This is a genomic window from Streptomyces rubellus, assembly GCF_036323805.1.
Classification (GTDB): Bacteria; Actinomycetota; Actinomycetes; order Streptomycetales; family Streptomycetaceae; genus Streptomyces.
The window spans coordinates 24,778-48,978 of record NZ_JAZDCX010000005.1; the positions used below are offsets into that span (position 1 = coordinate 24,778).

The window sequence follows — 24,201 nt, forward strand, 5'->3', positions numbered from 1 at the left end:
ACGGGGAGGACAGGGCATGGCGCTGGGCGGCTCGCGGGTCTTCGTCTCGCACCTCTCCGGGATCGCCGTCTTCGACCCCGTCGGGGACCAGGTCGGCCGCGTCCGGGACGTGGTGGCCATGCTGCGCGTCGGCGAGCTGCCGCCGCGGGTCCTCGGCCTGGTCGTCGAGATGATCAGCAGGCGGCGCGTCTTCCTCCCCATGACCCGGGTGACCGGGGTCGAGTCGGGACAGGTGATCACCACCGGGGTGGTGAACCTGCGGCGCTTCGAGCAGCGGCCCACCGAGACCCTGGTCCTGGGCGAACTGCTGGACCGGCAGGTGACGATGGCCGGGACGGGCGAGAAGGTCACCGTGCTCGACGTCGGCATCACCCAGCCGCCGAGCCGCCGGGACTGGCTGATCGACAAGGTCTTCGTACGGCGCGGTGGCGGCGGCCCGCTGCGGCGGCGGCGCGGGGAGACGCTGACCGTGGAGTGGTCGGCGGTGACCGGCTTCTCCCTGGAGGAGGAGGGCCAGGGGGCGGCCAACCTGCTGGCCACCTTCGAGCAGCTGCGCCCGGCCGACCTCGCCAACGTGCTGCACCACCTGTCGGCCAAGCGCCGCGCGGAGGTCGCCGCGGCGCTGGACGACGACCGGCTGGCGGACGTGCTGGAGGAGCTGCCGGACGACGACCAGGTGGAGATCCTGCGCAAACTCAAGGACGAGCGCGCCGCCGACGTGCTGGAGGCGATGGACCCCGACGACGCCGCCGACCTCCTCTCCGAGCTGCCCGAGAAGGACATGGAGCGGCTGCTGCGGCTGATGGAGCCGCAGGACGCCGACCCGGTGCGGCGGTTGCTGACGTACGAGGAGCACACCGCGGGCGGCATGATGACGACCGAGCCGCTCGTGCTGCGTCCCGACGCCACGGTCGCCGACGCCCTGGCCCGGATAAGGGTGAAGGACGTGCCCGCCCCGCTGGCCGCGCAGGTGTACGTGTGCCGACCGCCGGACGAGACCCCGACGGGGAAGTACCTGGGGATGGCGCACTTCCAGCGGCTGCTGCGGGAGCCGCCGGGCACCCTGGTCGGCGCGGTCGTGGACACCGACCTGCGGCCGCTGCCCCCCGACACCCCGCTGTCCACGCTGACCAGCTACCTGGCGGCGTACGACATCGTGGCGGCGCCGGTGGTGGACGAGAACGGCTCGCTGCTGGGCGCCGTCACGGTCGACGACGTCCTGGACCATCTGCTGCCCGAGGACTGGCGGGAGGCGGCGGCCCGGAGGGCCGTCGGAGCACCCGGACCGCCCGCGGAGAGCGGACTCGAGAGCCATGAGAGCCGGGAGAACGTCGATGGCCGATAGGGAACGGGACGAGCGCATGGCGCGCAGGGAGCGCGAGCGGAGCCTTCCCCCGGTCACCGGGCGGGAGCGCCGGGTACGGCTGGACCAGCCGATGGTGCCGCGCCGCTCCCCGCTGCCGGAGTACGACCCGGAGGCCTTCGGACGGCTGTCGGAGCGGATCGCCCGCTTCCTGGGCACCGGGCGGTTCATCGTCTGGATGACGGTGGTCATCATCCTGTGGCTGACCTGGAACACCACGGCCCCGCCGGCGCTGCGCTTCGACGAGTACCCGTTCATCTTCCTGACCCTGATGCTCTCGCTCCAGGCCTCCTACGCCGCCCCGCTGATCCTGCTGGCCCAGAACCGGCAGGACGACCGGGACCGGGTGAACCTGGAGCAGGACCGCAAGCGCAACGAGCGCTCCATCGCCGACACCGAGTACCTCACCCGGGAGGTCGCCACGCTGCGGATGAACCTGGGCGAGGTCGCCACCCGGGACTGGATCCGCTCGGAGCTGCAGGACCTGCTGAAGGAGCTGGAGCAGCGCGGCGCCGTCCCGCCGCCGGCCGACCGCGAGCGCTGACGGCCCGCGGCGGCGGGGTCCGGAGCGGGGCCGGGAAGGCCCCTACCGGCCGGGGCGGCGGGCGGTGACCGGGGTCTCGGCCGCCTTCTTCGGCGGCGGCGCCGGCGGGCCGTACCATCGGAGCCATGGCTACTGACACGTCCGCGGCACGCAGCGGAGCCCCCACCGAGGACGCGGTCCGCGCCGCGCTCGCCACCGTGAACGATCCGGAGATCCACCGCCCGATCACCGAGCTGGGCATGGTGAAGTCGGTGGAGATCGCCGAGGACGGCTCGGTGGCGGTCACGGTCTACCTGACGGTGTCCGGCTGCCCGATGCGCGACACGATCACCTCCTCGGTGACCGAGGCGGTCGGCCGGGTGGCGGGCGTCACCGGTGTGACGGTCTCGCTGGACGTGATGAGCGACGAGCAGCGCCGCGAGCTGGCGGCCGCCCTGCGCGGCGGCCAGGCCGAGCGCGAGGTCCCGTTCGCCCGGCCGGACTCGCTGACCCGGGTGTACGCGATCGCCTCCGGCAAGGGCGGGGTCGGCAAGTCCTCGGTGACGGTCAACCTGGCGGCGGCCATGGCGGCCGACGGGCTGAAGGTGGGCGTCGTGGACGCCGACATCTACGGCCACTCGGTGCCGCGCATGCTGGGCGCGGAGGGCCGGCCCACCCAGGTCGAGAACATGATCATGCCGCCGTCCGCGAACGGGGTGAAGGTCATCTCGATCGGCATGTTCACCCCGGGCAACGCCCCGGTGGTGTGGCGCGGGCCGATGCTGCACCGCGCGCTCCAGCAGTTCCTCGCCGACGTCTACTGGGGCGATCTGGACGTGCTGCTGCTGGACCTGCCGCCCGGCACCGGCGACATCGCCATCTCGGTGGCGCAGCTCGTCCCGAACGCCGAGATCCTGGTGGTGACCACCCCGCAGCAGGCGGCGGCCGAGGTGGCCGAGCGCGCCGGGTCCATCGCCGTGCAGACCCACCAGAAGATCGTGGGCGTCGTGGAGAACATGTCCGGGCTGCCCTGCCCGCACTGCGGCGAGATGGTGGACGTCTTCGGCACCGGCGGCGGCCAGCGGGTGGCCGACGGGCTGAGCCGGACCACCGGCACCACCGTCCCGGTGCTCGGGGGCATCCCGATCGACGTACGGCTGCGCGAGGGCGGCGACGAGGGCAGGCCGGTGGTGCTGACCGACCCGGACTCCCCCGCCGGCTCGGCGATCCGCGCGATCGCGGGCAAGCTCGGCGGACGGCAGCGCGGACTGGCCGGGATGTCGCTGGGGATCACCCCGCGCAACAAGTTCTGAGGCCGGCCGGGGCGGTACGCCGCCCCGGCGGGCGCCGGCCCGGCGGGCGCCGGCCGGTCAGCGGTCGTAGACGGTGAGGTCCTTGATCACCGAGAAGCCCAGCCCGTAGGCGCTCATCCCCCGTCCGTAGGCACCGATGTGCACGCCGCCCTGTCCCGGTCCCGCCAGCACCCAGCCGTACTCCGACTCCCGGTAGCGGAACTCGGCCGGTGTGCCGTCGACCGGCAGGGTCAGGGCGGACCAGGCGGAGTTTTCCAGGTCGTCCGCGAGCTCCCAGGCGGTCGCCGTCTGCTGGTCGAGCCAGCTCTGCCGGAGCGCGAGGTCCATTCGGGTGGGCCAGGTGCATGACAGCAGGCCCGACCCGGCGAGCCACGCGGCCGACGAGATCGAGGTGGCCTCCAGGATCCCCGTGCCGTCCGGGCTGCTGCGCCCCGGCCGTCCGGCGACCGTCACGACGACGGCGAAAGCCCGGCCGTCCGGGTCCTCGGCGTCGGACCGGAAGGAGGGCTCCTCCCCGTGGCCGGTCGCACCGTGCTCGACCCTGCCGTCGGCGGCGGCGCCGACCCTCACCAGCCAGCGCGGGCCGGTGAAGGCCTCGTCGAGGCCGTACCAGGGGAAGTCGGCCATCAGATAGCCGTCGATCACCCCGTCCGCCCCGGACGCGGGTGCGTCCTGCGGCCCTGCCCGGCCCGTCGTCTCCATCTGTGCGACGCCTCCTCGTATGCCCTGTGCCGCGGGGCCCGCCCCCCTCGGGCGGCCCGACCCACGGACACAGGGAGGATAGCCACCGTTGTCCGCCGAACCGGACAGGACCGGCTGTGTCCGGCCGTGGGTGGCCCTCCCGGCGCACCTCCCGGACCGGGGCCCGGACGAGGTCAGGTGGCGTCGGCGTCGAACGGCGGGGAGCCGTCGGAGGGCTTCTCCAGGGAGGTGCCGCCCGCCGGGGCGGCGGGGTCCGGCCGGCCGGAGGACCGGTCCGCGGAGCCGTCGGAGGGCTTCTCCAGGGAGGTGCCACCCGCCGGGGCGGCGGGGTCCGCGGCACTCGCGGCGGTGCCCGCGGCAGCACCCGCGTTGCTCTCCCGGCTGTTGACCGCGTCCGTGACCTCGGCGAGCTCCTGGCGCAGGTCGAAGCCGTTGCGGATCTCCTTCAGCCCCAGGTCCTCGTTGTCCAGCAGGTGCTTGCGGGCGAAGTTCCTGGGATTGAGGTCCTCGAACTCGAAGTCCTTGAACTCCGGGCCCAGCTCCCGGCGGATGTCCTCCCGGGCGTTGTCCGAGAACTCCCGGACCTTGCGGATGAACCCCGCGACGTCCTGGATGAGCTTCGGCAGCTTCTCCGGCCCGAAGACGAGGACCGCCAGGATGATGAGCGCGACCAGCTCCAGGGGTCCTATGTCGAAGAACACCGGGCAGCTCCCTCAGATAAGTCCACGACCCGTGCGGCCACAGTCACGGTACCCGCCGGGAGGCCCGGCGCGGGAGTCGGCGGTGTGGACGGCAGCCGTCCGGCGGCCGTCACGGTCCGGTCGCCGAGCCGAGGACGAGGCTCACCGAGCGCTCGGCGCCGCCGCGTTCGACGGTCAGTTCCAGCCGGTCGCCGGGGCGGTGGCTGCGGATCCGCACGATCAGCTCCTCCCCGCTGTGCACCGGGGTGCCGTCCACCGCGGTGATGACGTCGCCGGCCTCGACGCCCGCCCGGTCGGCCGGCCCGCCCGGCACCACCGGCTCGCTCCCCCGCTTGGCCTCCGGCGTGATCCGGGCGCCGTCGCCGGAGTAGTCCATGTCGAGTGTGACGCCGATCACCGGGTGGGTGGCCCGGCCGGTGTTGATCAGCTCCTCGGCCACCCGCTTGGCCTGGTTGACCGGGATGGCGAAGCCCAGGCCGATGCTGCCGCCGGGGCCGGACTCCGGCGAGCCGCCGCCGGCCGCGCGGATCGCGCTGTTGATGCCGATCACCCGGCCCTCGGAGTCCACCAGGGGGCCGCCGGAGTTGCCGGGGTTGATCGGCGCGTCGGTCTGCAGCGCGTCCACGTAGCTGACGTCCCCGGCGTCTCCGGCGTCCCCGCCGTCACCGCCGCCCGCGACGATCGGGCGCTCCCTGGCGCTGATGATGCCCGCGGTGACCGTGCCCGCCAGTTCGTACGGCGCGCCGATCGCCACGACCGGGTCGCCCACGCGCACTGAGTCGGAGTTGCCCAGCGGCAGCGGGTGCAGTCCGAAGACCTCCCTCACCCGCAGCACGGCGAGGTCGTAACCGCTGTCGGTGCCGACCACCTCGGCGGCGGCGGTCTGCCCGTCGTGGAAGGTCACCGTGATGTCCCCGCCGTCTCCGGCGGGATCCACCACATGGTGGTTGGTCAGGAGGTGGCCGCGTTCGTCGAGGACGAAGCCGGTGCCGGTGCCCTGCTCCCCGGCGCCGCGGACGTGGATGGTCACCACGCCCGGGAGGGTCCGCTCGGCGATCCCCGCCACACTGCGCGGATCACGGCCGGTGTCCTCGGCGGGCGCCTGGGACAGCTCGATCGTGCCGAGCCCGAGTACGCCGTGCCGCTCCGCGTACGCCCCGGCCACGCCGCCCGCCGAGCCGGCGGCCAGCGCCAGGAGCACGGCCGCCGCCGCGATCCGCCGCCGACGGCGGCGGCGCGGCTCCGCGGCGGGGCCGGGAGAGCCGCTGTGCGGGCCGTACGGCGCCTCCCGCGGGCCCGGGGAGGGGGAGGCGGGTCCGGGCGGTACCGGCACCCCGGAGGGCGGCGTGGCGGACTGCGCGGCGGACGGCGGCGCCCACGGGTCGTACCGCGCGAACGCCGGGTCCGGCGGCGCGCCGGGAGCGGGGACGGGGGGCTGCGCCCGCGGCGGCAGCGGGGTGCCCCGCGCGGGCGTCACGGGGTGCTGGACGGGCGGGGCCGGGGCCCAGGGGCCCGGGCCGCCGTAGGGCGGTGTGCCGTACGGGTCCTCACCGTGCAGCGGCCGCGGCGCGGCCTCGGCGGCCTTCCCCTCGTCCATGCTCTCCCCACATTCACCCGCACCACTCCCCGCGCGGACCCGCGCGGTGTCCCCGGTGGTCGTCCCGATCCCACCGATTGAACCAGTTCGGTCCCACGGGGCACGGACAGACCCGCCGGGGCGCGGAACGGCCGTCAGCGGCCGTGCGGAGCCGCCTGGACCGCCGTCGGACTCGCCACCGGGCTCGCGGTGGGCACCTCGCCGGGTGCGGGGGCGGAGGAGGTGCCCATGAGCGGCTGGCCACCGGGCGCCCGGCTGCCGGGCGGCGGCGCGGTCCGCAGCTGCCGGGCCGGATACGCCGGGTGTATCAGGGGCGGACGCAGGCCGGCGGGCACGTCGAGCACCGGCACGGTCATCAGTTCGTACTGCCGGGCCGCGAACTCGGCCTCCACCCGCGATCCGAGCCGGGTGGGCCCGTACGTCGGCGTCGGCGTCGGCGCCGCGGCCGGGCCGACCGGGGTGCCGGGGATCTTCTGCTCCCTCTCCCGGCCGCGCTCCGTGCCGGCCGCGGCGGTGCGCGGCGGACTGGCGGCCGTACCGCCCTCCCCGCCCGCGGCGACCGTGGGACCGCCGGCGGTGGAGGTCAGCGCACCGCCGAGGGCGAAGGCGGCCAGTGAGACGGCACCCGCCGCCGCGAAGGCGAAACGGCGCCCGCGCGAGGCCGGCCGGTCCGTCTCGTGGATGCGGAAACCCCGGTCCGGGGTGAGCACGCTGCCGGGCGGCAGATACTCGAACTCCCACGCGGATCCGGCCGGATCCGCCGTTCCGTCCGGCCCCCTGCTCCCGAGGGGCGGCTCCCGGAGATCGCCGGGACCGCCGAGATCACCGCCCAGGCCGCCGGGAAGCCCCTGGAGCCTCGCGAGGAGTCCCTCCGAGGGCGGCGGCGGCGCGGTCTCGGCGAAGACGCTCTTCAGCCTGCGCTGGGCGTCGGCCTCCGTCTTGCAGGCGTGGCAGGTCGCCAGGTGGGCGAGGACCCGCTCCCTGGTCTCGTGCCCCAGCTCACCGTCCACCAGGGCCGCGAGGCGGTCGCCCAGATGCTGCTCGGCGGCGGTCGGCTCCGGGTCGTGCAGGTCGTCGAATGTGCCACTCACTCGGCGCCGCCCTCCCCGCCCGCGACGCCGGGGAGCGCCCCGGCCAGCGCGCGCTGCTCGGCGCGCGCCTCGGGCGATCGGTGCTTGAGCGCCTTGCGCAGATGGGAGCGGCCCCGGTGGATACGGCTGCGGACGGTGCCGAGCTTCACGCCGAGCGTCGCGGCGATCTCCTCGTACGACAGCCCCTCGATGTCGCAGAGCACCACCGCCGCCCGGAACTCCGGGGCGAGGGTGTCCAGGGCCTGCTGCACGTCGGCGTCGAAGTGGGTGTCGTTGAAGTGCTGCTGCGGGGAGGGCTCCCGGCTGGCCAGCCGCTCGGCGGCGTCGTCGCCCAGGGCGTCGAAGCGGATGCGCTGCTTGCGCCGCACCATGTCCAGGAAGAGGTTGGTGGTGATGCGGTGCAGCCAGCCCTCGAAGGTGCCGGGGGTGTAGGTGGACAGCGAGCGGAAGACCCGGACGAAGACCTCCTGGGTGAGGTCCTCGGCATCGTGCTGGTTCCCGGTGAGGCGGTAGGCGAGCCGGTAGACCCGTGCGCTGTGGGTGCTGACGATCTCCTCCCAGGTGGGAGGCGTCCACGCCGGGGCGCCCGCGTCGGTTGCGAAGGTCGCGGTGGTCGCGGGGTCGGCGGCGCGGTGCTGGTCAGCGGTGTCGTTCACGGATTTCGGCTCGCCGGTGGACCTGCGGAAGCGCCTCAGCACTCCTCGGTCGCCGGCCGCAGCCGCACCTCCCCTGTCGGCTCTGGTGGTGTCCAGTGGAGCCCCTACCATAGCCACCTCGCCCGTTAGCTCCGGATAAGCTTCTTCGGCCGTCTTCCCGCCCCGGGCCGCGCGCCTCCCGCACCTCTCGCACCGGCCGGGACGCCGTCCGGGGTGTACGGCCTCGTCACTTTCCAACGCGCGGTCCCATCTGCGGGTTCCCGACGGCAGCGGATACAGTCACCGTTGCGTGGACCATGGGGACGGGAGAGGGCGATTACCGGCAATCGGCAGGCGAGCTGGGCGTTCGCCGACGCGTACGGCGCCGGGCACGCCGAGCACGCCGAGCGCTCGGCGGCGCTGCGCTGGGCCCACGACCGCGCCCGGGAGGCCGGACTGCGTCCGGTGTCGGACGGCACGGGCGCGGCACTCAGGCTGCTCGCCGCCGCCGTGGACGCCAAGGCGGTGGCCGAGATCGGCACCGGCACCGGGGTGTCGGGCATCCACCTGCTGCACGGCATGCGGCCGGACGGTGTGCTGACGACCGTGGACACCGAGCCGGAGTGCCAGCAGATCGCCCGCCAGGCGTTCCGCGCCGCGGGCTTCGCGGGCAACCGCGCCCGCTTCATCCCGGGCCACGCCCTGGACGTCCTGCCCCGGCTCGCGGACGGCGGGTACGACCTGGTGTTCTGCGACGGCGACCGGCTGGAGAGCCTGGAGTACCTGGAGGAGTCGCTGCGCCTGCTGCGCCCCGGCGGGCTGGTCTGCTTCGAGGGCGTCTTCGCCGACGGCCGCACCGTCGACTCCGCCGCCCAGCCCGCCGAGGTACTCCGGCTGCGCGAGCTGCTGCGCACGGTCCGGGACAGCCCCGCGCTGCTGCCGTCGCTGCTGCCGGTGGGCGACGGGCTGCTGTGCGCGGTGAAGCGGGAGGGCTGAGCCCGCGGACGGCCCCGGAACCCCGCGCCTCCCGGCTCCGGGAAAGCACGGAGCCCCGCGGCGCCGCCCGTCCCGGGAGCGGCACCGGACACACCACCGCCCCCGGAGCGGAACGCTCTCCGGGGGCGGTGACGGCATAAGGTGGCGGCGGAATGCGGGTGCCGGTGACTCCTCAGCCGCAGGCCTTCTTCAGGGCTTCGCCGAGTGCATCCGCCTCGTCAGGGGTGAGCTCGACGACGAGTCGTCCACCGCCTTCGAGCGGAACGCGCATGATGATGCCCCGCCCCTCCTTGGTCACCTCGAGCGGGCCATCGCCCGTCCGCGGCTTCATGGCCGCCATGCTCGTTCCCCTTCCTGAAACCAGCTGATCTCAGCCGGCAACCCAGGTGTCACCGGCGTCGAACACATTGCTTCCCGTTCATTATCCCGCATCACATGACCGCATGACCAACATCGGTCGGTATCCCTTGCGCAACGCGCTCACACAAAACCACCCAATTCGGCGATCAAGCCGCGATACAGCGCACTCCTCCGTGTCGCTTCTCTCCGTTTTTCGCCATGGATTTGTTTGACGCGCCGCACGGTGCGGGGGATATATCGGCCTCCGGTGATCCTTGCGATGCTGGCCCGCATGGCAGACACCCCAGACAGCACACCGGACAACACACCGGACAGCGGCCCGGACGGCACACCGGGCGGCGTCGGCTACGAAGTGTCCGCGGGCCTCGCGACCATCGTCCTCGACCGCCCCGAGACCCTGAACGCCCTCGACACCGCGCTCAAGGAGGCGCTGCTGGCCGCCCTGCGGCGGGCGGCCGGGGACTCCGCCGTGCGCGCGGTGCTGCTGACCGGCCGCGGCCGGGCCTTCTGCGTCGGCCAGGACCTGCGGGAACACGCCGGGAGGCTGCGGCGGGCGGGCGGCGCGGCCATGGACACCGTGCGGGACCACTACGTCCCGATCACCCTGGCCATCGCCGGGATGCCCAAGCCGGTGGTGGCGGGCGTCAACGGGGTGGCGGCCGGGGCCGGGGCCGGGTTCGCCTTCGCCGCCGACTACCGCGTCGTCGCGGACACCGCCTCCTTCGACACCGCCTTCGCCGGGGTGGGGCTCGCCGCCGACTCCGGGGTGTCCTGGACCCTGCCGCGGCTGGTCGGCCCGGCCCGCGCCGCCGACCTGCTGTTCCTCCCGCGCCGGGTGACCGCCCGGGAGGCGCTGGAACTGGGCGTCGCCAACCGGGTCGTCCCGGCCGGCGACCTGGCGGCCGAGGCCGAGGCCGTCGCCCGCCGGTTCGCCCAGGGGCCGACGGCCGCCTACGCCGCGCTCAAGGAGGCCCTGGCCTACGGCTCCTCCCACTCACTGGCCGAGACCCTGGAGAAGGAGGCCGGACTCCAGATCCGCACCGGCGCCACGGAGGACCACCGGGCGGCGGTGGAGGCGTTCGTGAACAGGGCCGAGCCCGTCTTCCGCGGTCACTGACACCGTCGCGCACCCCGCGGGCGGCGGCGCCCCGTCCGGGCCGGGGGCCGCCGGCCCGGTCAGGGCACCGTCCGCGGGGCGCGGGCGCAGCAGTCCGCCAGATGGTCGTCCACCAGGCCGCACGCCTGCATCAGGGCGTAGGCCGTGGTGGGTCCGGTGAAGCGGAAGCCGCGCTTCTTCAGGGCCCCGGCCAGCGCCGTGGACTCCGGGGTGACGGCGGGTACGTCGGCGAGGGTGCGCGGGACCGGGCGCCCGGCCGGGTCGGGGGCGTGGGACCAGACCAGTTCCTCCAGCTCCCCCGGCGCCCACCCGGCCGCGATCCGGGCGTTGGCGAGGACCGCGTCGATCTTGGCGCGGTTGCGGACGATGCCCGGATCGGCGAGCAGCCGCTCCCGGTCGGCCTCGGTGAACTCCGCCACCGCGGCGATCCGGAAGCCCGCGAACGCCGCCCGGAAGCCCTCGCGGCGGCGGAGGATCGTCAGCCAGGACAGCCCGGACTGGAACGCCTCCAGGCACAGCCGCTCGAACAGCGCGTCGTCGCCGTGCACCGGACGGCCCCACTCGGTGTCGTGGTAGGCGGTGTAGTCCTCGGCCGTCAGACTCCACGGACAGCGCGGCCTGCCGTCCGGTCCGGGCAGTGCCCCGCCCCCGGTCACCGGGCCTCCCCGGGCGCGCCGCCGGCTCCGTCCCCGGGCCCGCGGAACAGTTCGGGGCCGCCCAGGGCCGCCGCCTGCGCGCCTGCCAGGGACGCCTCCAGCTCGGCGATCCGGGCGTCGCGCTCGGCCAGTTCCGCGCCGAGGCGGTCGAGGACGTCGTCCACCTCCGCCATGCGGTAGCCCCGGACCGCCACCGGCAGCCGCAGTGCCTCCAGGTCCGCGCGGCCCACCGGGCGGTCGGGCGGCAGCCATGCCTCGGTACGGTCCGGCGGGGCGTCGGCGAGCCCGGCCGTCGCGGTGCGGTCCGGCCCGTCCCCCCCGCCCACCACGACCAGCGCGACCGCGGCGACCACCACGACCAACGCGATCAGCAGAAACCAGAACACGCCATCTCCCCGCAATCTCCCCGGAGCCGTCCCGCCGGCGGCGGGCACCGGCTCTCCTGTCTCCGGTGCCTCCTGTGATCGTGCCACGGGACACCGGCGGCTAGGGTCGGCGGAGGAAGATCTGTGCGGCGGCTCCCCACCGCCACGGGGAGCCGCGTGGAGAGGACGGCGCATGCTGCGGCTGGGACGGCAGGAGTTCGGCGAGCACGAGACGGTGGTCATGGCCATCGTCAACCGGACGCCGGACTCCTTCTACGACCGGGGTGCCACCTTCCTCGACGGACCGGCACTGGACCGGGTCGGACAGGCGGTGGCGGAGGGCGCCGCCATCGTCGACATAGGAGGGGTGAAGGCCGGTCCCGGCGAGGAGGTGACGGTCGCCGAGGAGGTGCGGCGCACGGCCGGCTTCGTGGCCGAGGTGCGGCGGCGCCACCCGGACGTGGTGATCAGCGTGGACACCTGGCGGCACGAGGTCGGCGAGGCGGTCTGCGAGGCGGGCGCGGACCTGCTCAACGACGCCTGGGGCGGGGTGGACCCGAAGCTGGCCGGGGTGGCGGCGCGGTACGGCGCCGGGCTGGTCTGCACGCACACCGGCGGCGCGGCGCCCCGCACCCGGCCGCACCGGGCGGCGTACGACGACGTCATGGCCGATGTGCTGCGGACCACCCTGGCCCTGGCCGAGCGCGCCGTCGGGCTGGGGGTGCGGCGGGACGCGGTCCTGATCGACCCCGGCCACGACTTCGGCAAGAACACCCGGCACTCCCTGGAGGTCACCCGGCGGCTGGCCGAGATGGTGGAGACCGGGTGGCCGGTGCTGGTGTCGCTGTCGAACAAGGACTTCGTCGGGGAGACCCTGGACCGGCCGGTCCAGGAGCGGCTGACCGGCACCCTGGCCACGACGGCGGTCTCGGCGTGGCTGGGCGCCCGCGTCTACCGCGTCCACGAGGTCGCCGAGACCCGGCAGGTGCTCGACATGGTCGCCTCACTCGCGGGACGGCGCCCGCCGGCCGTGGCCCGCCGCGGTCTGGCCTGACCGCGGCGGGCCGGCGACCGTCAGGAGGGTTCCTTCGGAAGACCGTGCTCCGCCGGCCGGTCGGGGGTGGAGATCTCCTTGGTGACCAGCGCGATCGTCTCGTCCACGTCGTCGGTCACATGGAACAGCTCCAGATCCTGCGGGCCGGCCTTCCCGCCCGCGACGAGGGTGTCGCGCAGCCAGTCCACCAGTCCCCGCCAGTACTCCGTGCCGAACAGCACGATCGGGAAGCGGGTGACCTTCCGGGTCTGGACCAGGGTGATGGCCTCGAACAGCTCGTCCAGCGTGCCCATGCCGCCCGGCAGGACGACGAAGCCGCTGGCGTACTTGACGAACATCATCTTCCGCACGAAGAAGTAGCGGAAGTTGACGCCTATGTCGACGTACTCGTTCAGCCCCTGCTCGAAGGGGAGTTCGATGCCCAGGCCGACCGAGACGCCGCCCGCCTCGTTCGCGCCCCGGTTGGCCGCCTCCATGGCTCCGGGACCGCCGCCCGTGATCACCGTGAACCCGGCCTCCGCCAGCGCCCGGCCGATTCTCACCCCGGCCTCGTACTCGGGCGACTCCCGGGGGGTGCGCGCCGAACCGAAGACGCTGATGGCGGGCCCGAGTTCGGCGAGGGTGCCGAAGCCCTCCACGAACTCCGACTGGATGCGCATGACCCGCCAGGGGTCCTGGTGCACCCAGTCCGAGGGGCCCGCGGTGTCCAGCAGCCGCTGGTCGGTGGTGCTGGGCTGGATCTGGCCGCGGCGGCGCACCACCGGGCCGCCCCGCTGCTCCCGCGGCCGGCCCGTCTCGTCCGCACCGTTCATGGGTGGCTCCTCTCCTCCGTGTTCACCGTGTGTCCCGCATGCCCCGGCCGTCCCGCACGTCCCGTGTGCCGTCCGGCAGCAGGCCGCCAGGGTACGCAGGTCCGGATGACGCCGGACGGAACTCGCCCGGACATCCCGGCGACCGCCCCGGTACCGGGGCACGCACCACCGGATACCCGGCGGATCAGGAGGTCAGCCAGGCGCGCAGCCGCTCCTCGCAGCGCAGGACCGCCCCGGTCGCCACGCGCTCGTCGCGCCGGTGGGCCAGATTCGGGTCGCCGGGGCCGTAGTTGACCGCGGGCACGCCCAGCGCGCTGAACCGGGAGACGTCGGTCCAGCCGAACTTCGGCCGCGCCTCGCCGCCCACCGCCGCCAGGAAGGCCGCGGCGGCCGGATGCGACAGACCGGGCAGCGCCGGGCCGGAGCTGTCGTCCACCACCAGTTCGGCCACCGGGCAGTCCGCGAACACCTCCCGGACGTGCTCCAGCGCCTCCGCCTCGGTGCGGTCGGGCGCGTAGCGGTAGTTGACGGTGACGGTGCACTCGTCGGGGATGACGTTGCCGGCGACCCCGCCGGTGATCCCCACGGCGTTGAGCCCCTCGCGGAACTCCAGCCCGTCGATCACCGGGCGCCTGGGCTCGTACGCGGCCAGCCGGGCGAGGATCGGCGCGGCGGCGTGGACCGCGTTCTCGCCCCGCCAGCTCCGCGCGGAGTGCGCACGCTGCCCGGCGGTGCGCAGCTTGACCCGGAGCGTGCCCTGGCAGCCGCCCTCGACCTGCCCGTCGGAGGGCTCCAGCAGCACCGCGAAGTCCCCCGCCAGCCAGTCGGGGCGGTCCCGGGCCAGGTGGCCGAGGCCGTTGCGGTGTGCCTCGACCTCCTCGTTGTCGTAGAAGACGAAGGTCAGGTCGCGGTTGGGGGCCGGGACGGTGGCGGCGATGCGCAGCTGGACGGCGACCCCGGCCTTCATGTCGGAGGTGCCGCACCCCCACAGCTCGCCGTCGACGAGCCGGGAGGGGACGTTGTCCGCGATCGGCACGGTGTCGATGTGCCCGGCGAGCACGACGCGTTCGGCCCGGCCGAGCGCGGTGCGGGCGACGACGTTGTTGCCGTGGCGGTCCACCCGCAGATGGGGCAGGGCGCGCAGCGCGGTCTCGATCGCGTCCGCGAGCTCCTTCTCGCCGCCGCTGACCGAGGGGACGTCGACGAGCCGCGCGGTCAGCCGCGCCGCGTCCAGCGTCAGGTCGAGCGCGGGGGGCGGGAGGGCGGACGGGCCGGGGGACGTGCCGGGTGCGGCGGGAACTCGCTCCATGGCGCCGACCCTACCCGCCGCCGCTCCGCCCGCCCGACCGGTCCGTGTACACCGGAGTACACCGGATTCGCACGACCCGGCCACCGGCGGGCTACCAACCGGTACCTTTGTCCGCGTGTCCGAGCGAGCACCAACACCGCGCCGTGGGCGGCGACTGCTGCGGCCGGCCGCCGCGTGTGTCGTACTGCTCGGGCTCGTCGGGTACCTGGCCGTACGCCACGACCCCGGCGGGCCCGGCCCCGCGCGCTGCACGGTGACGGCCGCCCGGGGCGGCGAACCGTACGAGATCGAGCCGCAGCAGGCCGCCAACGCGGCGACCATCCAGGCCGTCGCCTCCGCCCGGGGGCTGCCGGAGCGGGCGGTCACCATCGCGCTGGCCACGGCCATGCAGGAGTCTGCGCTGCGCAACATCGACTACGGCGACCGGGACTCCGTGGGCCTGTTCCAGCAGCGCCCCTCCCAGGGCTGGGGGACCCCGGAGCAGATCATGGACCCGGTGTACGCCGCCGGGAAGTTCTACGACCACCTGGTGGAGGTCCCCGGCTACTCCCGGCTGCCGCTGACCGTCGCCGCGCAGCGGGTGCAGCGCAGCGGCTTCCCCGACGCCTACGCCAAGCACGAGCCCGAGGCCGCGCTGCTCACCGCCGCGCTCACCGGTCGCCGGGCCGCCGCGCTCACCTGTGTCCCCGGCAGCGCGTCCGGGAGCGCGTCCGGCAGCGCCGCGGGCGACCCGGTGCGGGTGCGGGAGAAGCTGGCCCGCGAGTTCGGCCGGGACGTCCTGCCGGACCCGGCCGCGCTCGGCGGCAGCGGCGGAGGCGGCCGCAGCGCGCCCGGCCCGGTCGTCTCGGTCCCCGTCCAGGGCGAGGGGCGCGGATCGGGGACGGACGCCGGGCGCCGCGGCTGGGAGGTGGCGCACTGGGCCGTGGCCCATTCCCTTGAGCTGGGAATCGAAAGGGTGTCCTACGGAAACCGCGTCTGGGAGGCCGAAAGGGCGGGCGAAGGCTGGCGCACGACCCGGGGCGCCTCCCGTTCGGAAGTCGTCATCGCCACCACCCGGTAGTTCCGGCGGCCTTCGCACAACGGAATACGGATTCACTCCCCCGGGGTAACCGGCCCGCCCGCCGACGGGCCCGCGCGGCCATGCCCGCGGGACCCCGCGCGCCCGTCGCGCCCCTTGGCGGCACGGGGTCCCGGCGTTTTCCCGGCGGCATTCACGCCCGCCCGGAAACCCGCTTCCCGTTCGACCCGGCAATGCGCCGCATTACCAATCCTTTACCCGGGCGACCGCAACTTCCGGGACGCTTCACGCGATAGGCACAGCGATCCGGGGGCATCGCCCCGAAGGACCCGTACCGCGTCTTTCCGGACGCGCCGGTCCGGAGGAATTCCCCCGCAGGAAGCCTCTTCCCTTCGTCGAAGGAGCAACATGTCCCTCCCCCTCTCGCGCCGGATCGCACGGACCGCGCTGCTGGTCGCGGCGGGTGCCGCGGCCACGGTCGGCGCGGCCGGCTCCGCGAGCGCCGCCGACCTCGCCTCGCCCGCCAAGGGCCTGGGCGCGCTGAGCAAGACGGACGGCGCGAACCTGGGCAAGACCGTCGACTACACCTCGCGGAGCGCCGGCGACAAGGCGGCCGCCACCGGCAGCAACACCGTCAGGAAGGCCGTGCCCGCGGCGAGCCGGACCGTCGGCGCCACGGGCCGGGCCACCGTGCCGGCCGCGCAGCAGACCGCCGACCGGACGGTGCGCTCCGCCGGCGTCATCGCCGGTGAGGCCGCCAAGCCCGCCGCCACCGGAACGACCGTCAAGGGCCCGGTGGCCAAGGGCAAGGGCCCGGTGCCCGGCGTCGGCACCCTGCCGGCCCAGGGGCTGACCGGCAAGGGGCTGCCGCTGGGCTGACGCCCGGAGGTACACACCCCGCGGGGGTCCGGGGCCGGCGCCGACCGGTTCCCGGGCCCCCGCGGTACGGTTCCCGCCCCCGGCCGGACCGGTCTCCCGGAGCCCGGGTCCGGGGTCCGGGTCCGTCACGCCGTGAGGCGCCGTACGGCCTCCCCGACCCGCTCGTCCGTGGCCGTGAGGGCCACCCGTACGAACCGCCCGCCCGCCGGGCCGTAGAAGTCGCCGGGCGCCACCAGCACACCGCGCCGGGCCAGCGCGGCCACGGTGTCCCAGCAGGGCTCGTCCCGCGTCGCCCACAGGTACAGCGACGCCTCACTGTGCTCGATCCGGAAGCCGTTCGCCTCCAGGGCGCCGCGCAGCGCCGTACGCCGCGCCGCGTAGCGCCCCCGCTGCTCCAGCACGTGCGCGTCGTCGCCCAGCGCCGCCACCGTGGCGGCCTGCACCGGGGCGGGCACCATCATCCCGCCGTGCTTGCGGACGCGCAGCAGCTCGGCGAGCACCCCCTCGTCCCCGGCCAGGAACGCGGCGCGGTAGCCGGCCAGGTTGGAGCGCTTGGACAGCGAGTGGACGGCCACGATCCCCTCGTGGCTCCCGCCGCACACGTCCGGGTGGAGGACGGAGACCGGATCGGCCTCCCAGCCCAGTTCCAGGTAGCACTCGTCGCTGAGGACCAGCACCCCGTGCTCGCGCGCCCAGGCGACGGTGGCCGTCAGCTCCTCCTTCGGCAGCACCCGGCCGGTGGGGTTGGAGGGGGAGTTCAGCCACAGCAGCCGCAGACCGCGGGGGTCCACCTCGCGCGGCTCGTCGTAGACCACCGGCTCGGCGCCGGCCAGCCGCGCCCCCACCTCGTACGTCGGGTACGCCAGCCGGGGGTACGCCACCTTGTCCCCGGGGCCCAGGCCGAGCTGGATCGGCAGCCAGGCCACCAGCTCCTTGGAGCCGACGACCGGCAGCACATGGGTGTGGGCCAGTCCGCGGGCGCCCAGCCGCCGCGCGCACCAGCCGGTGATCGCGTCCCGCAGCTCGGCGGTGCCCCACACCGTCGGATAGCCGGGGCTGTCGGCGGCGGCGGCGAGCGCGGCGCGGACCACCTCGGGCACCGGGTCGACCGGGGTGCCCACGGACAGGTCCACGATGCCGTCCGGATGCCCAGCGGCGGTCTTCTTGTACGGCTCCAGCCGGTCCCACGGGAAGACCGGCAGACGGGCGGACAGGGGTGGCACGTGGTTCGCTCTCTTTCCGGTTCTCTCCGGGAAAACCCCGGTCCCGCGCGGCCTGCGGGGCCGTGCGGGACCGGGGTCAGCGCTGGGGCCGCGGACGGCTCACTCGTCGTGTTCCTGCGGCGGGAGCGCGGCGATGAGGGGGTGGTCGCGCTCGATCAGGCCGAGCTTGCTGGCACCACCGGGCGAGCCCAGCTCGTCGAAGAACTCGACGTTCGCCTTGTAGTAGTCCTTCCACTCCTCCGGGGTGTCGTCCTCGTAGAAGATGGCCTCGACCGGGCAGACCGGCTCACAGGCTCCGCAGTCGACGCATTCGTCCGGGTGGATGTACAAGGACCGCTGGCCCTCGTAGATGCAGTCGACGGGGCACTCCTCGATACATGCCTTGTCCTTCAGGTCGACACAAGGCTGCGCGATGACGTAGGTCACGCTGTCGTTCCTCCTCGGTAGGGCGCGGCAGCCGGTCCGGTTCTGGCTGAGCCGCGATAGCGCGCGGGAGCGCGGCGTCGTCGATGCCCGCCTCTAGTATCTCCGTTCCCGGGCATGAGACGAACAGGAGGGGTGGTCAGGACCGTGGAGTTCACCGTGGGCGGACGCCTCAGCATCCGTATCAGCGCCGCTGACGTGGGGAAACGTGTCTCGGTACGCAGTCTGACCGCTCCCGGGGACCCCGCTGGTTCGTTCACCGACACGGTCGGTGTTCTCACATCGTGGACAGACGGTGTGCTCTCGATCACCCGGCGCGGCGGCCAGAGCGTACGCGTGGCGGAGTCGTCCCTGGTGGCGGGCAAGGTCGTGCCCGCCACGCCCGCCCGCCGCCGGGGTCCGGCGGCGGGCGTGCGGGAGCTGACGGAGGTGGCGGCGCGCGGCTGGCCGGCGGCCGAGACCGCCCCCCTGGGCGGCTGGACGCTCCGCGCCGCCGGCGGCTTCACCAGCCGCGCCAACTCCGTCCTCCCGCTCGGTGACCCCGGCGTGCCGCTGGACGAGGCGCTGGCACGGGCCGGCCGCTGGTACGGCGAGCGGGGGCTGCCCGTCCTGGTCCAGGTGACCACCGGCGGCGGCGACAGCGACGAGCTGCTGGCCGCCGAACTGGAGCGGCGCGGCTGGACGGCCGAGCGGTTCGCCGTCCTGCGCACCGCCGCGCTCGCGCCGCTGGCCGACCGCGCGCCGGACGCGCGGGTGCGGCTGGCACGGCGGCCGGACGAGGCGTGGCTGGGCGCGTACCGCCGCGCCTCGTCGGCCGGTTCGGCCCGGGACGCGCTGAAGGTGCTGTCCGGCGGCCCGTCGGTGTGGTTCGCCGCCGTGCCGGGCGGGGACGGCACGCCGGACGCCGTGGGACGGTGCGTGGTGGACGGCCGGTGGGCCGGGTTCGCCGCCGTCGAGGTGGCCCCGGCGCGGCGGCGCGCGGGGCTGGCGACGGCGGTGATGGCCGAACTGGCCCGCGCGGCGCTGGCGGAGGGCGCCTCGGCGGCGTACCTCCAGGTCGAGCCGGACAACACGGCCGCGACGGCGCTGTACGACCGGCTGGGCTTCACGGACCACCACGGTTATCACTACCGCCGGGCGCCCCGGGGCTGAGAACGGGCCGAGAACGGGTACGGAGTGTTGCATGCGGAGCGGTGACGGTGACAACGGCGAGAACGGCGGCACGGTGCGGGAGCGCTTCACGGCGGCCGCCCGGGCCGGGCGGCCCGACCTGGCGCTGCTGTGCCTCCTCATCGGCGCCGAGGCCGATCCCGCCCTCGGCGGGGAGCGCGGGGAGAACGACGAGCACCTCGGCCGGCGCATCGACCGGCACATCGACGAGGCCCAGATCGAGCTGGACCGGCTGGCGGGGCTGCTGCCGTACGGGGCCGACCGCGACCCGCGCGGCTGGGCGCGCGCGCTGGCCGTCCTGCTCGGCGAGAAGCACGGCTTCCACGGCACCCCGGACGACTACCGCCGGCTGGACTCCTCCCTGCTCGACAAGGTGCTCAGGCGACGGCGGGGGCTGCCGATCCTGCTGTCGGTGGTGTGGCTGGAGGTCGCGCGCCGGGCCGGGGCACCGGTGTACGGGGTCGCGCTGCCGGGACACTTCGTGGTCGGCTTCGGGGACCCGGACGGCGACCACGTCCTCGCCGACCCCTTCTCCGGCGGCCTGCTGCTGGACGAGACGGATGTGGAGCTGCTGGTGGCCGGGTCGTCGGGCGCCACGCTGTCGGAGGCGATGCTGCGGCCCGCCGGTCCGCTGGAGATCACCCTGCGGGTGCTGAACAACATCCGTGCCTGGGCGGCCGCCCGGCCCGAGCACACGGACGTCCAGCTGTGGGCGGTGGAGCTGTCGCTCCTGCTGCCCCACCACCCGGCCCGGCTCCGTTACGAACGGGCGCGGCTGCTGGTCGAGCGGGGCGACTTCACCGGCGGCGCCCGGGAGCTGGAGAGCTACGCGGAGGCGGTGGCGGCGATGGAGCCGAACGCCGCCGAGGCCGTCCGCCGTCAGGCGCGGGCGGCCCGTGCCCGGCTCAACTGAGCGGGGCACGGGCCGGTTTCCCGGGGCTCTCCCGGGACCGCCGGACGGCCGGGGCGGACGGAACCGCTACTGCGGATCGAGCTCGATGACACCGACCCGCTTGTCCTCTCCGGTCTCCCGGAGCGCCTCGCGCAGCGCGCCCGCGACGTCCTGGGGGGTGACCGGGGTCTTCGAGCCGTCGCCGCGGGTGATCAGGACGCCGTCGAAGGTGCTCCCGTACAGCTTCTCCAGGACCTTCAGGTCGTAGCTGTCCACGAGCTTGCCGTCGACCGGCTTCATGGACAGGAACGTCGGCAGCGTCCCGGTGGGGCTGAACGAGATCGACCGGTCGCCCGCCCTGACGGTGGCCAAACCGGACATCGCCGGCTCGCCGAACTCCCGGATCGCCCGGTCGATCTCCTCCTGGCCGATTTCGGGCTGCCGGACGGAGACCGGCAGGGCGACGGCGGGCTTCCCGCCGGTGGCGACCTGCTCCCGGTAGGCCTTCTCCAGCAGGTCGGCGCCCTTGTCGAGGTCGACCTGCTGGTACGGCTCGCCGGGTTTTCCGACGGCCTTGCCGTCGACGAACTCGACCGTGCCCTCCCGCGCCCCGCCGTTCGTCACCCCACGGGTCAGGTCCTCCAGGGCCGCGGTGAGCTTCTCCTCGTCCACCTTGAAGACCGGTTCGGCGTGGCGGGCGCCGCCCAGGAGCGAGCCGATGACGGAGACGGGGTTGTAGTCCTGTCCGGATGCCTGGCGCACGGTGGTCTCGGTGTCGAACGACAGGCCCGCGACGCTGGGCTTGAGTGTCTCCTCGCCGCCCTCGACCTGGAGGACCAGCGGCGTGGCCGCGCGCTTCCCGAGGGCGGCGTCGAGCCTGTCCACCGCCTCCTCCCGGCTGATGCCGCCGATCTCCACACCGAGCACGGTGGTGCCGTTCGGTACCTCGGCGTGGTCGAGCAGCAGACCGGCGCCGTACGCGACCGCGACACCGAGCAGACCGAAGGCGGCGAAGCCGACCAGAACCTGCTTGGAGCGGCCACGCCTGGCGGGGGCCGGGGCGGGCGGCGGCGCCGCGGGGCCGGCGTGCCGGGCGGGGTCCGTCCCGTTCTCCCCGCCGTCCCCCCTGTCGTCCTCCCCGTCCCGGAACCGGCCGTCGCCGCCGGCCGGCGGCACCCGGGGGATGCTGCCGACCAGGGTGTCGCCCGAGACCCGCTCGCCGTCGGCGGAGGCGGAGGCGGAGGCGGGGCCGCCGAGGTCGAGCGTCGGCCCCCCGATCCGCGGGGGCCCGGGCACGGCGGAGGCGCCGTCCACGGCGGGCTGCGGCCCGGTGTCCGGGCCCGGCCGCGTGCCGTTGTGCGCCGGGGCGGGCGGCGGGCCGCCGTGGGTCTGCTGGAACCCGGGCGGCAGCAGGGTCTCACCGGTGGCCGAGGTGGTCGGTCCGCCGGGTCCGTCGTCGGGGAAGGGGCCCGGTGCGGTGGCCGACGGCCCCGGCGGGGAGGCGGCGGGGAAACCGTGCGGCGGGGTGCCGACCGAGGTCGGCGGCGGGAAGCCGTTCGCGCCGCCGATGCCGAGGGGGCCGCCGGATTCCGGTGGCTCCGCGGCGAAACCGTGCGGCGGGGTGTCGGTGCGCTGCCGCGGGGGCGCGGCCGGGGTGCCGGGGACGGCGCCCCGCGGAACGTCGGGCGCGGCACCCTGCGGGCCGTCGGCCACGGGCTTGCGCGGGGCGAACCAGGAGCTGGTCGGCCGGCCCTTGCCCGGAGCGCCGCCCGGCCCGCCCGGGGCCACCGCCGGGGTGCCCCCGGCGGGAGTCCGCGCCGCGCCGCCCGCGGCGTCCCGGCCCTCCGGCCGGTCGCCGGGCGCCTGCCCACCGGGGCCGGCCCCCTCCCCCGTTCCGCCCGCCTCGGCGACGGGCTTGCGCACGACGACCGGGGGGATGGGCCGGGAACCGGGGATGTTGATGCGGATGCGGGTGGTCAGCGTGGTCTCGGTCTTCGGCTCGCCCGGCTGCGCGGCGGCCCGCCCGGCGGACTCACCCGTCGCGCCGCCGGTCGGCGTGCCGTACGGCTCGGTTCCCGACGGGTACGCGGTGCCGCCTCCGGCCTGGGGACCGGAGGACGGGCTGTCAGTTTCACGGCTCAATGCAGGATCTCCCGGTTGGATTCGCCGCCCGCCTCGGTTTCGATCGGCTTGTGCGGGCGGCTCGCCGGCGCGCTCCACCTTACTGGTGACCGCCGCCGCGGGTCCCGGGAGTACCGAATCACCGTCCCGGTGAGACCGGCGCGGGGCGCGGGCCGGCGTCACCGCCCGGCGGGGCCGGCACCGTCCGGCGGCCGGCTGCCGGCCCCGCGGCGAGCACGGCGGACCGGGCCGGCCGCCGCGTCACCTCCGGGGACCGGCCGGGGCGGACGGCCCGCCCTGGAGCGACCGTTCGGACGGCGCGAGCGTGGCGGACATCACAGCGGCGAACATCCCGCCCAGCAGGAACAGGTAGTTGCCCAGCCCGGTGCCGAAGAGGAAGTCCCCCTCCGGGCGGGAGGAGGTCAGCAGCAGCACGGTGAGCATCCAGGCACCCGCCGGGGCCGCCGCGCCGATCTTCGTACCGGTGAGCCGCGCGCCGCCGTGGAAAAGCCCCACGGCCCCGCCGAGCGCCAGCAGCAGCCCCAGCGGGAACCAGCCCGCCTGGACGAGCGCGCCCGCGACGGCCACCAGCGCGCCCAGCACGGCCAGTACGGCGTACGCGGCGATCCGCGCCCCTCTGGCGTTCACCCGGCGCTCCCGCCGTCCGCCGCCGGCAGCCCCGCGAACAGGTCGCGCAGCGGCACGTCCGGAACGCGGCCGTCGGCCGCCCTGAAGTGCTCGGTGTGCAGCAGCGGTTGGCTCAGCCGGTTGGAGAGCGCGAAGGAGACGGCCGGTCCTGACGGCGCGTCGGCCACCACGATCTGGGTGGCGTGGGCGCGCATCGCCGCGGCCTTGGCCGCGGCCTCGGCCGCGGTGCCCTCGATGACGACGGCCACCTCGGCGTCGTCCACCACGCCCGGTACGTCGTCCGCCGGGGCGAGCTCCGGGAAGGGACCGCCGCCGGATTCGCGCAGCCGGGCGAAGCCCGCCTCGACGACCGAACGCGCCGCGCAGCTCCAGTAGACCCGCGCGACCCGGTGCGGCCCGCCCCGTCCGCCGCCCCGGTGGGCGGGGTCGGCCGCCAGCTCCACCGCGCGCGTCGCCACCCGGTGGGCCTGGATGTGGTCGGGGTGGCCGTATCCCCCGTCCGGGTCGTAGGTGACCAGCACCTGGGGGCGCACCTCGCGGATCTCCTCGACGAGGTGGGAGGCCGCCTCGTCGACGTCCGCCCGCCAGAAGCAGCCCGGACGCCCGTTGGCCTCGGTGCCGAACATCCCCGAGTCCCGGTAGCGTCCCGGACCGCCCAGGAAGCGGTGGTCCAGCACGCCCAGCTCGCGCAGGGCGTGCCGCAGTTCACCGATCCGGTGCGGGCCCAGGGTGTCCTCGCGGTCCGCGGCCAGGTGCGCCAGCGCGGGCGGGATGACCTCACCCTCCTCGCCCAGCGTGCAGGTCACCAGGGTGACCAGCGCACCCTCGGCGGCGTACCGCGCCATGGTGACCCCGTTGGTGATCGACTCGTCGTCGGGGTGCGCGTGGACCAGCATCAGACGGCGGGCGGGAAGCTCGGTCATGGGGCGAGCCTACGTCCCGGCCGTCAGAACTTGATACTTCCGATCATGCCGGCGACGTTGGAGGTCAGCTCACTGATGGTGGGGGCGACCGTCGAGCTGGCCAGGTAGAAGCCCAGGAGCATGCAGACCAGGGCGTGCCCCGTCTTCAGTCCGGACTTCTTGATCAGCAGGAAGACGATGATCGCCAGCAGCACCACCGCCGAGATCGAGAGGGCCACGGCGGTTCACCTCCAAGGGAGCGCGAGGTCGAACGGGACAGGACTCATTGCGACAGGCGTGCGACAGGAAGTGCCAGGAAGTGCATACCCCG

26 protein-coding genes are annotated in these 24,201 nt (G+C 75.0%); 10 read left to right on the forward strand and 16 right to left on the reverse strand.

Annotated features, from left to right (window positions below; genetic code table 11):
- The first annotated feature begins 16 nt into the window (after positions 1-16).
- The 3 genes from V1L54_RS07190 (at position 17) to V1L54_RS07200 (ending at position 3,199) form a co-directional block, all read left to right on the forward strand.
- The gene (locus tag V1L54_RS07190; RefSeq protein WP_330117037.1) at positions 17-1,345 is read left to right on the forward strand and encodes a magnesium transporter MgtE N-terminal domain-containing protein; all 1,329 of its coding nucleotides are present in this window, start codon (positions 17-19) and stop codon (positions 1,343-1,345) included.
- Positions 1,314-1,907 carry a DUF1003 domain-containing protein gene (locus V1L54_RS07195; protein WP_443076522.1) on the forward strand — a complete coding sequence of 198 codons (594 nt, stop codon included), beginning with the start codon at positions 1,314-1,316 and terminating at the stop codon, positions 1,905-1,907. Before V1L54_RS07190 ends, V1L54_RS07195 begins: the two co-directional genes overlap by 32 nt.
- Before the next feature lie 125 nt (positions 1,908-2,032).
- Entirely contained in the window at positions 2,033-3,199 is a 1,167-nt protein-coding gene (locus V1L54_RS07200; protein WP_330117041.1) for an Mrp/NBP35 family ATP-binding protein, read from the forward strand.
- A 57-nt stretch (positions 3,200-3,256) separates the two neighbouring features.
- On the opposite strand, the gene V1L54_RS07205 is transcribed toward V1L54_RS07200, so the two are convergent.
- From V1L54_RS07205 to sigE, 5 genes are all read right to left on the reverse strand, one after another.
- Positions 3,257-3,901, reverse strand: coding sequence for a hypothetical protein (locus V1L54_RS07205; RefSeq protein ID WP_330117042.1), 645 nt, complete (start codon positions 3,899-3,901; stop codon positions 3,257-3,259).
- Positions 3,902-4,074: 173 nt separating this feature from the next.
- On the reverse strand, positions 4,075-4,602 hold the full coding sequence (locus tag V1L54_RS07210) for a sec-independent translocase (protein ID WP_330117043.1): 528 nt from the start codon (positions 4,600-4,602) through the stop codon (positions 4,075-4,077).
- Positions 4,603-4,711: 109 nt separating this feature from the next.
- Entirely contained in the window at positions 4,712-6,337 is a 1,626-nt protein-coding gene (locus V1L54_RS07215; RefSeq protein WP_330117264.1) for a S1C family serine protease, read from the reverse strand.
- A complete protein-coding gene (locus tag V1L54_RS07220; RefSeq protein ID WP_330117044.1) occupies positions 6,334-7,290 on the reverse strand; it encodes an anti-sigma factor family protein in 957 nt (318 codons plus the stop codon). The genes V1L54_RS07215 and V1L54_RS07220 overlap by 4 nt, the downstream gene beginning before the upstream one ends.
- A complete protein-coding gene (gene sigE / locus V1L54_RS07225; RefSeq protein ID WP_330117045.1) occupies positions 7,287-8,057 on the reverse strand; it encodes an RNA polymerase sigma factor SigE in 771 nt (256 codons plus the stop codon). The genes V1L54_RS07220 and sigE overlap by 4 nt, the downstream gene beginning before the upstream one ends.
- A 174-nt stretch (positions 8,058-8,231) precedes the next feature.
- Here sigE and V1L54_RS07230 point away from each other — a divergent pair, with 174 nt between their 5' ends.
- Positions 8,232-8,921: an O-methyltransferase gene (locus V1L54_RS07230; RefSeq protein WP_330117046.1), complete on the forward strand. Its 690-nt coding sequence runs from the start codon at positions 8,232-8,234 to the stop codon at positions 8,919-8,921.
- Between the two features lie 172 nt (positions 8,922-9,093).
- Here the strand turns inward: V1L54_RS07230 and V1L54_RS07235 are convergent, their stop codons facing one another.
- A complete protein-coding gene (locus V1L54_RS07235; RefSeq protein WP_014137929.1) occupies positions 9,094-9,261 on the reverse strand; it encodes a DUF3117 domain-containing protein in 168 nt (55 codons plus the stop codon).
- Positions 9,262-9,552: 291 nt separating this feature from the next.
- Between V1L54_RS07235 and V1L54_RS07240 the strand changes: the two genes are divergently transcribed.
- Positions 9,553-10,398, forward strand: a complete 846-nt coding sequence (locus V1L54_RS07240) for an enoyl-CoA hydratase-related protein (protein ID WP_330117047.1) — start codon at positions 9,553-9,555, stop codon at positions 10,396-10,398.
- A gap of 59 nt (positions 10,399-10,457) precedes the next feature.
- Here V1L54_RS07240 and V1L54_RS07245 read toward each other — a convergent pair whose 3' ends face one another.
- Together V1L54_RS07245 and V1L54_RS07250 are read right to left on the reverse strand one after the other, a co-directional pair.
- On the reverse strand, positions 10,458-11,054 hold the full coding sequence (locus tag V1L54_RS07245; protein WP_330117048.1) for a DNA-3-methyladenine glycosylase I: 597 nt from the start codon (positions 11,052-11,054) through the stop codon (positions 10,458-10,460).
- Complete coding sequence (locus tag V1L54_RS07250; RefSeq protein ID WP_330117049.1) at positions 11,051-11,440, reverse strand: DivIVA domain-containing protein; 390 nt, start codon at positions 11,438-11,440, stop codon at positions 11,051-11,053. The genes V1L54_RS07245 and V1L54_RS07250 overlap by 4 nt, the downstream gene beginning before the upstream one ends.
- 172 nt (positions 11,441-11,612) lie before the next feature.
- On the opposite strand from V1L54_RS07250, the gene folP reads away from it, so the two are divergent.
- On the forward strand, positions 11,613-12,473 hold the full coding sequence (gene folP / locus V1L54_RS07255; protein ID WP_330117050.1) for a dihydropteroate synthase: 861 nt from the start codon (positions 11,613-11,615) through the stop codon (positions 12,471-12,473).
- Positions 12,474-12,493: 20 nt separating this feature from the next.
- Here folP and V1L54_RS07260 read toward each other — a convergent pair whose 3' ends face one another.
- Positions 12,494-13,285 carry an LOG family protein gene (locus tag V1L54_RS07260; RefSeq protein WP_330117051.1) on the reverse strand — a complete coding sequence of 264 codons (792 nt, stop codon included), beginning with the start codon at positions 13,283-13,285 and terminating at the stop codon, positions 12,494-12,496.
- Between the two features lie 184 nt (positions 13,286-13,469).
- A complete protein-coding gene (gene dapE, locus V1L54_RS07265) occupies positions 13,470-14,594 on the reverse strand; it encodes a succinyl-diaminopimelate desuccinylase (RefSeq protein WP_330117052.1) in 1,125 nt (374 codons plus the stop codon).
- A 115-nt stretch (positions 14,595-14,709) separates the two neighbouring features.
- Between dapE and V1L54_RS07270 the strand changes: the two genes are divergently transcribed.
- Both V1L54_RS07270 and V1L54_RS07275 read left to right on the forward strand, forming a co-directional pair.
- On the forward strand, positions 14,710-15,654 hold the full coding sequence (locus tag V1L54_RS07270; protein ID WP_330117053.1) for a VldE C-terminal domain-containing protein: 945 nt from the start codon (positions 14,710-14,712) through the stop codon (positions 15,652-15,654).
- Positions 15,655-16,020: 366 nt separating this feature from the next.
- A complete protein-coding gene (locus tag V1L54_RS07275) occupies positions 16,021-16,491 on the forward strand; it encodes an ATP-binding protein (protein WP_330117054.1) in 471 nt (156 codons plus the stop codon).
- A gap of 125 nt (positions 16,492-16,616) precedes the next feature.
- On the opposite strand, the gene dapC is transcribed toward V1L54_RS07275, so the two are convergent.
- On the reverse strand, positions 16,617-17,714 hold the full coding sequence (gene dapC, locus V1L54_RS07280) for a succinyldiaminopimelate transaminase (RefSeq protein ID WP_330117055.1): 1,098 nt from the start codon (positions 17,712-17,714) through the stop codon (positions 16,617-16,619).
- 99 nt (positions 17,715-17,813) lie between these two features.
- Positions 17,814-18,140 (reverse strand): ferredoxin, encoded by a 327-nt coding sequence (fdxA, locus tag V1L54_RS07285; protein WP_100203396.1) that lies wholly within the window; start codon positions 18,138-18,140, stop codon positions 17,814-17,816.
- Positions 18,141-18,284: 144 nt separating this feature from the next.
- On the opposite strand from fdxA, the gene V1L54_RS07290 reads away from it, so the two are divergent.
- Together V1L54_RS07290 and V1L54_RS07295 are read left to right on the forward strand one after the other, a co-directional pair.
- On the forward strand, positions 18,285-19,289 hold the full coding sequence (locus V1L54_RS07290; RefSeq protein WP_443076540.1) for a GNAT family N-acetyltransferase: 1,005 nt from the start codon (positions 18,285-18,287) through the stop codon (positions 19,287-19,289).
- 31 nt (positions 19,290-19,320) lie between these two features.
- Positions 19,321-20,220: a transglutaminase family protein gene (locus tag V1L54_RS07295; RefSeq protein WP_330117057.1), complete on the forward strand. Its 900-nt coding sequence runs from the start codon at positions 19,321-19,323 to the stop codon at positions 20,218-20,220.
- A gap of 66 nt (positions 20,221-20,286) precedes the next feature.
- On the opposite strand, the gene V1L54_RS07300 is transcribed toward V1L54_RS07295, so the two are convergent.
- The 4 genes from V1L54_RS07300 to V1L54_RS07315 all read right to left on the reverse strand — a co-directional run bounded on the left by V1L54_RS07300 (position 20,287) and on the right by V1L54_RS07315 (position 24,109).
- Positions 20,287-22,341 (reverse strand): hypothetical protein, encoded by a 2,055-nt coding sequence (locus tag V1L54_RS07300; protein WP_330117058.1) that lies wholly within the window; start codon positions 22,339-22,341, stop codon positions 20,287-20,289.
- Between the two features lie 240 nt (positions 22,342-22,581).
- The gene (locus tag V1L54_RS07305) at positions 22,582-22,968 is read right to left on the reverse strand and encodes a DUF6113 family protein (RefSeq protein WP_330117059.1); all 387 of its coding nucleotides are present in this window, start codon (positions 22,966-22,968) and stop codon (positions 22,582-22,584) included.
- Positions 22,965-23,891, reverse strand: coding sequence for an N-acetyl-1-D-myo-inositol-2-amino-2-deoxy-alpha-D-glucopyranoside deacetylase (gene mshB, locus V1L54_RS07310; RefSeq protein WP_330117060.1), 927 nt, complete (start codon positions 23,889-23,891; stop codon positions 22,965-22,967). Before mshB ends, V1L54_RS07305 begins: the two co-directional genes overlap by 4 nt.
- Positions 23,892-23,914: 23 nt before the next feature.
- Positions 23,915-24,109, reverse strand: a complete 195-nt coding sequence (locus tag V1L54_RS07315; protein WP_100203401.1) for a hypothetical protein — start codon at positions 24,107-24,109, stop codon at positions 23,915-23,917.
- Between the last annotated feature and the right edge of the window lie 92 nt (positions 24,110-24,201).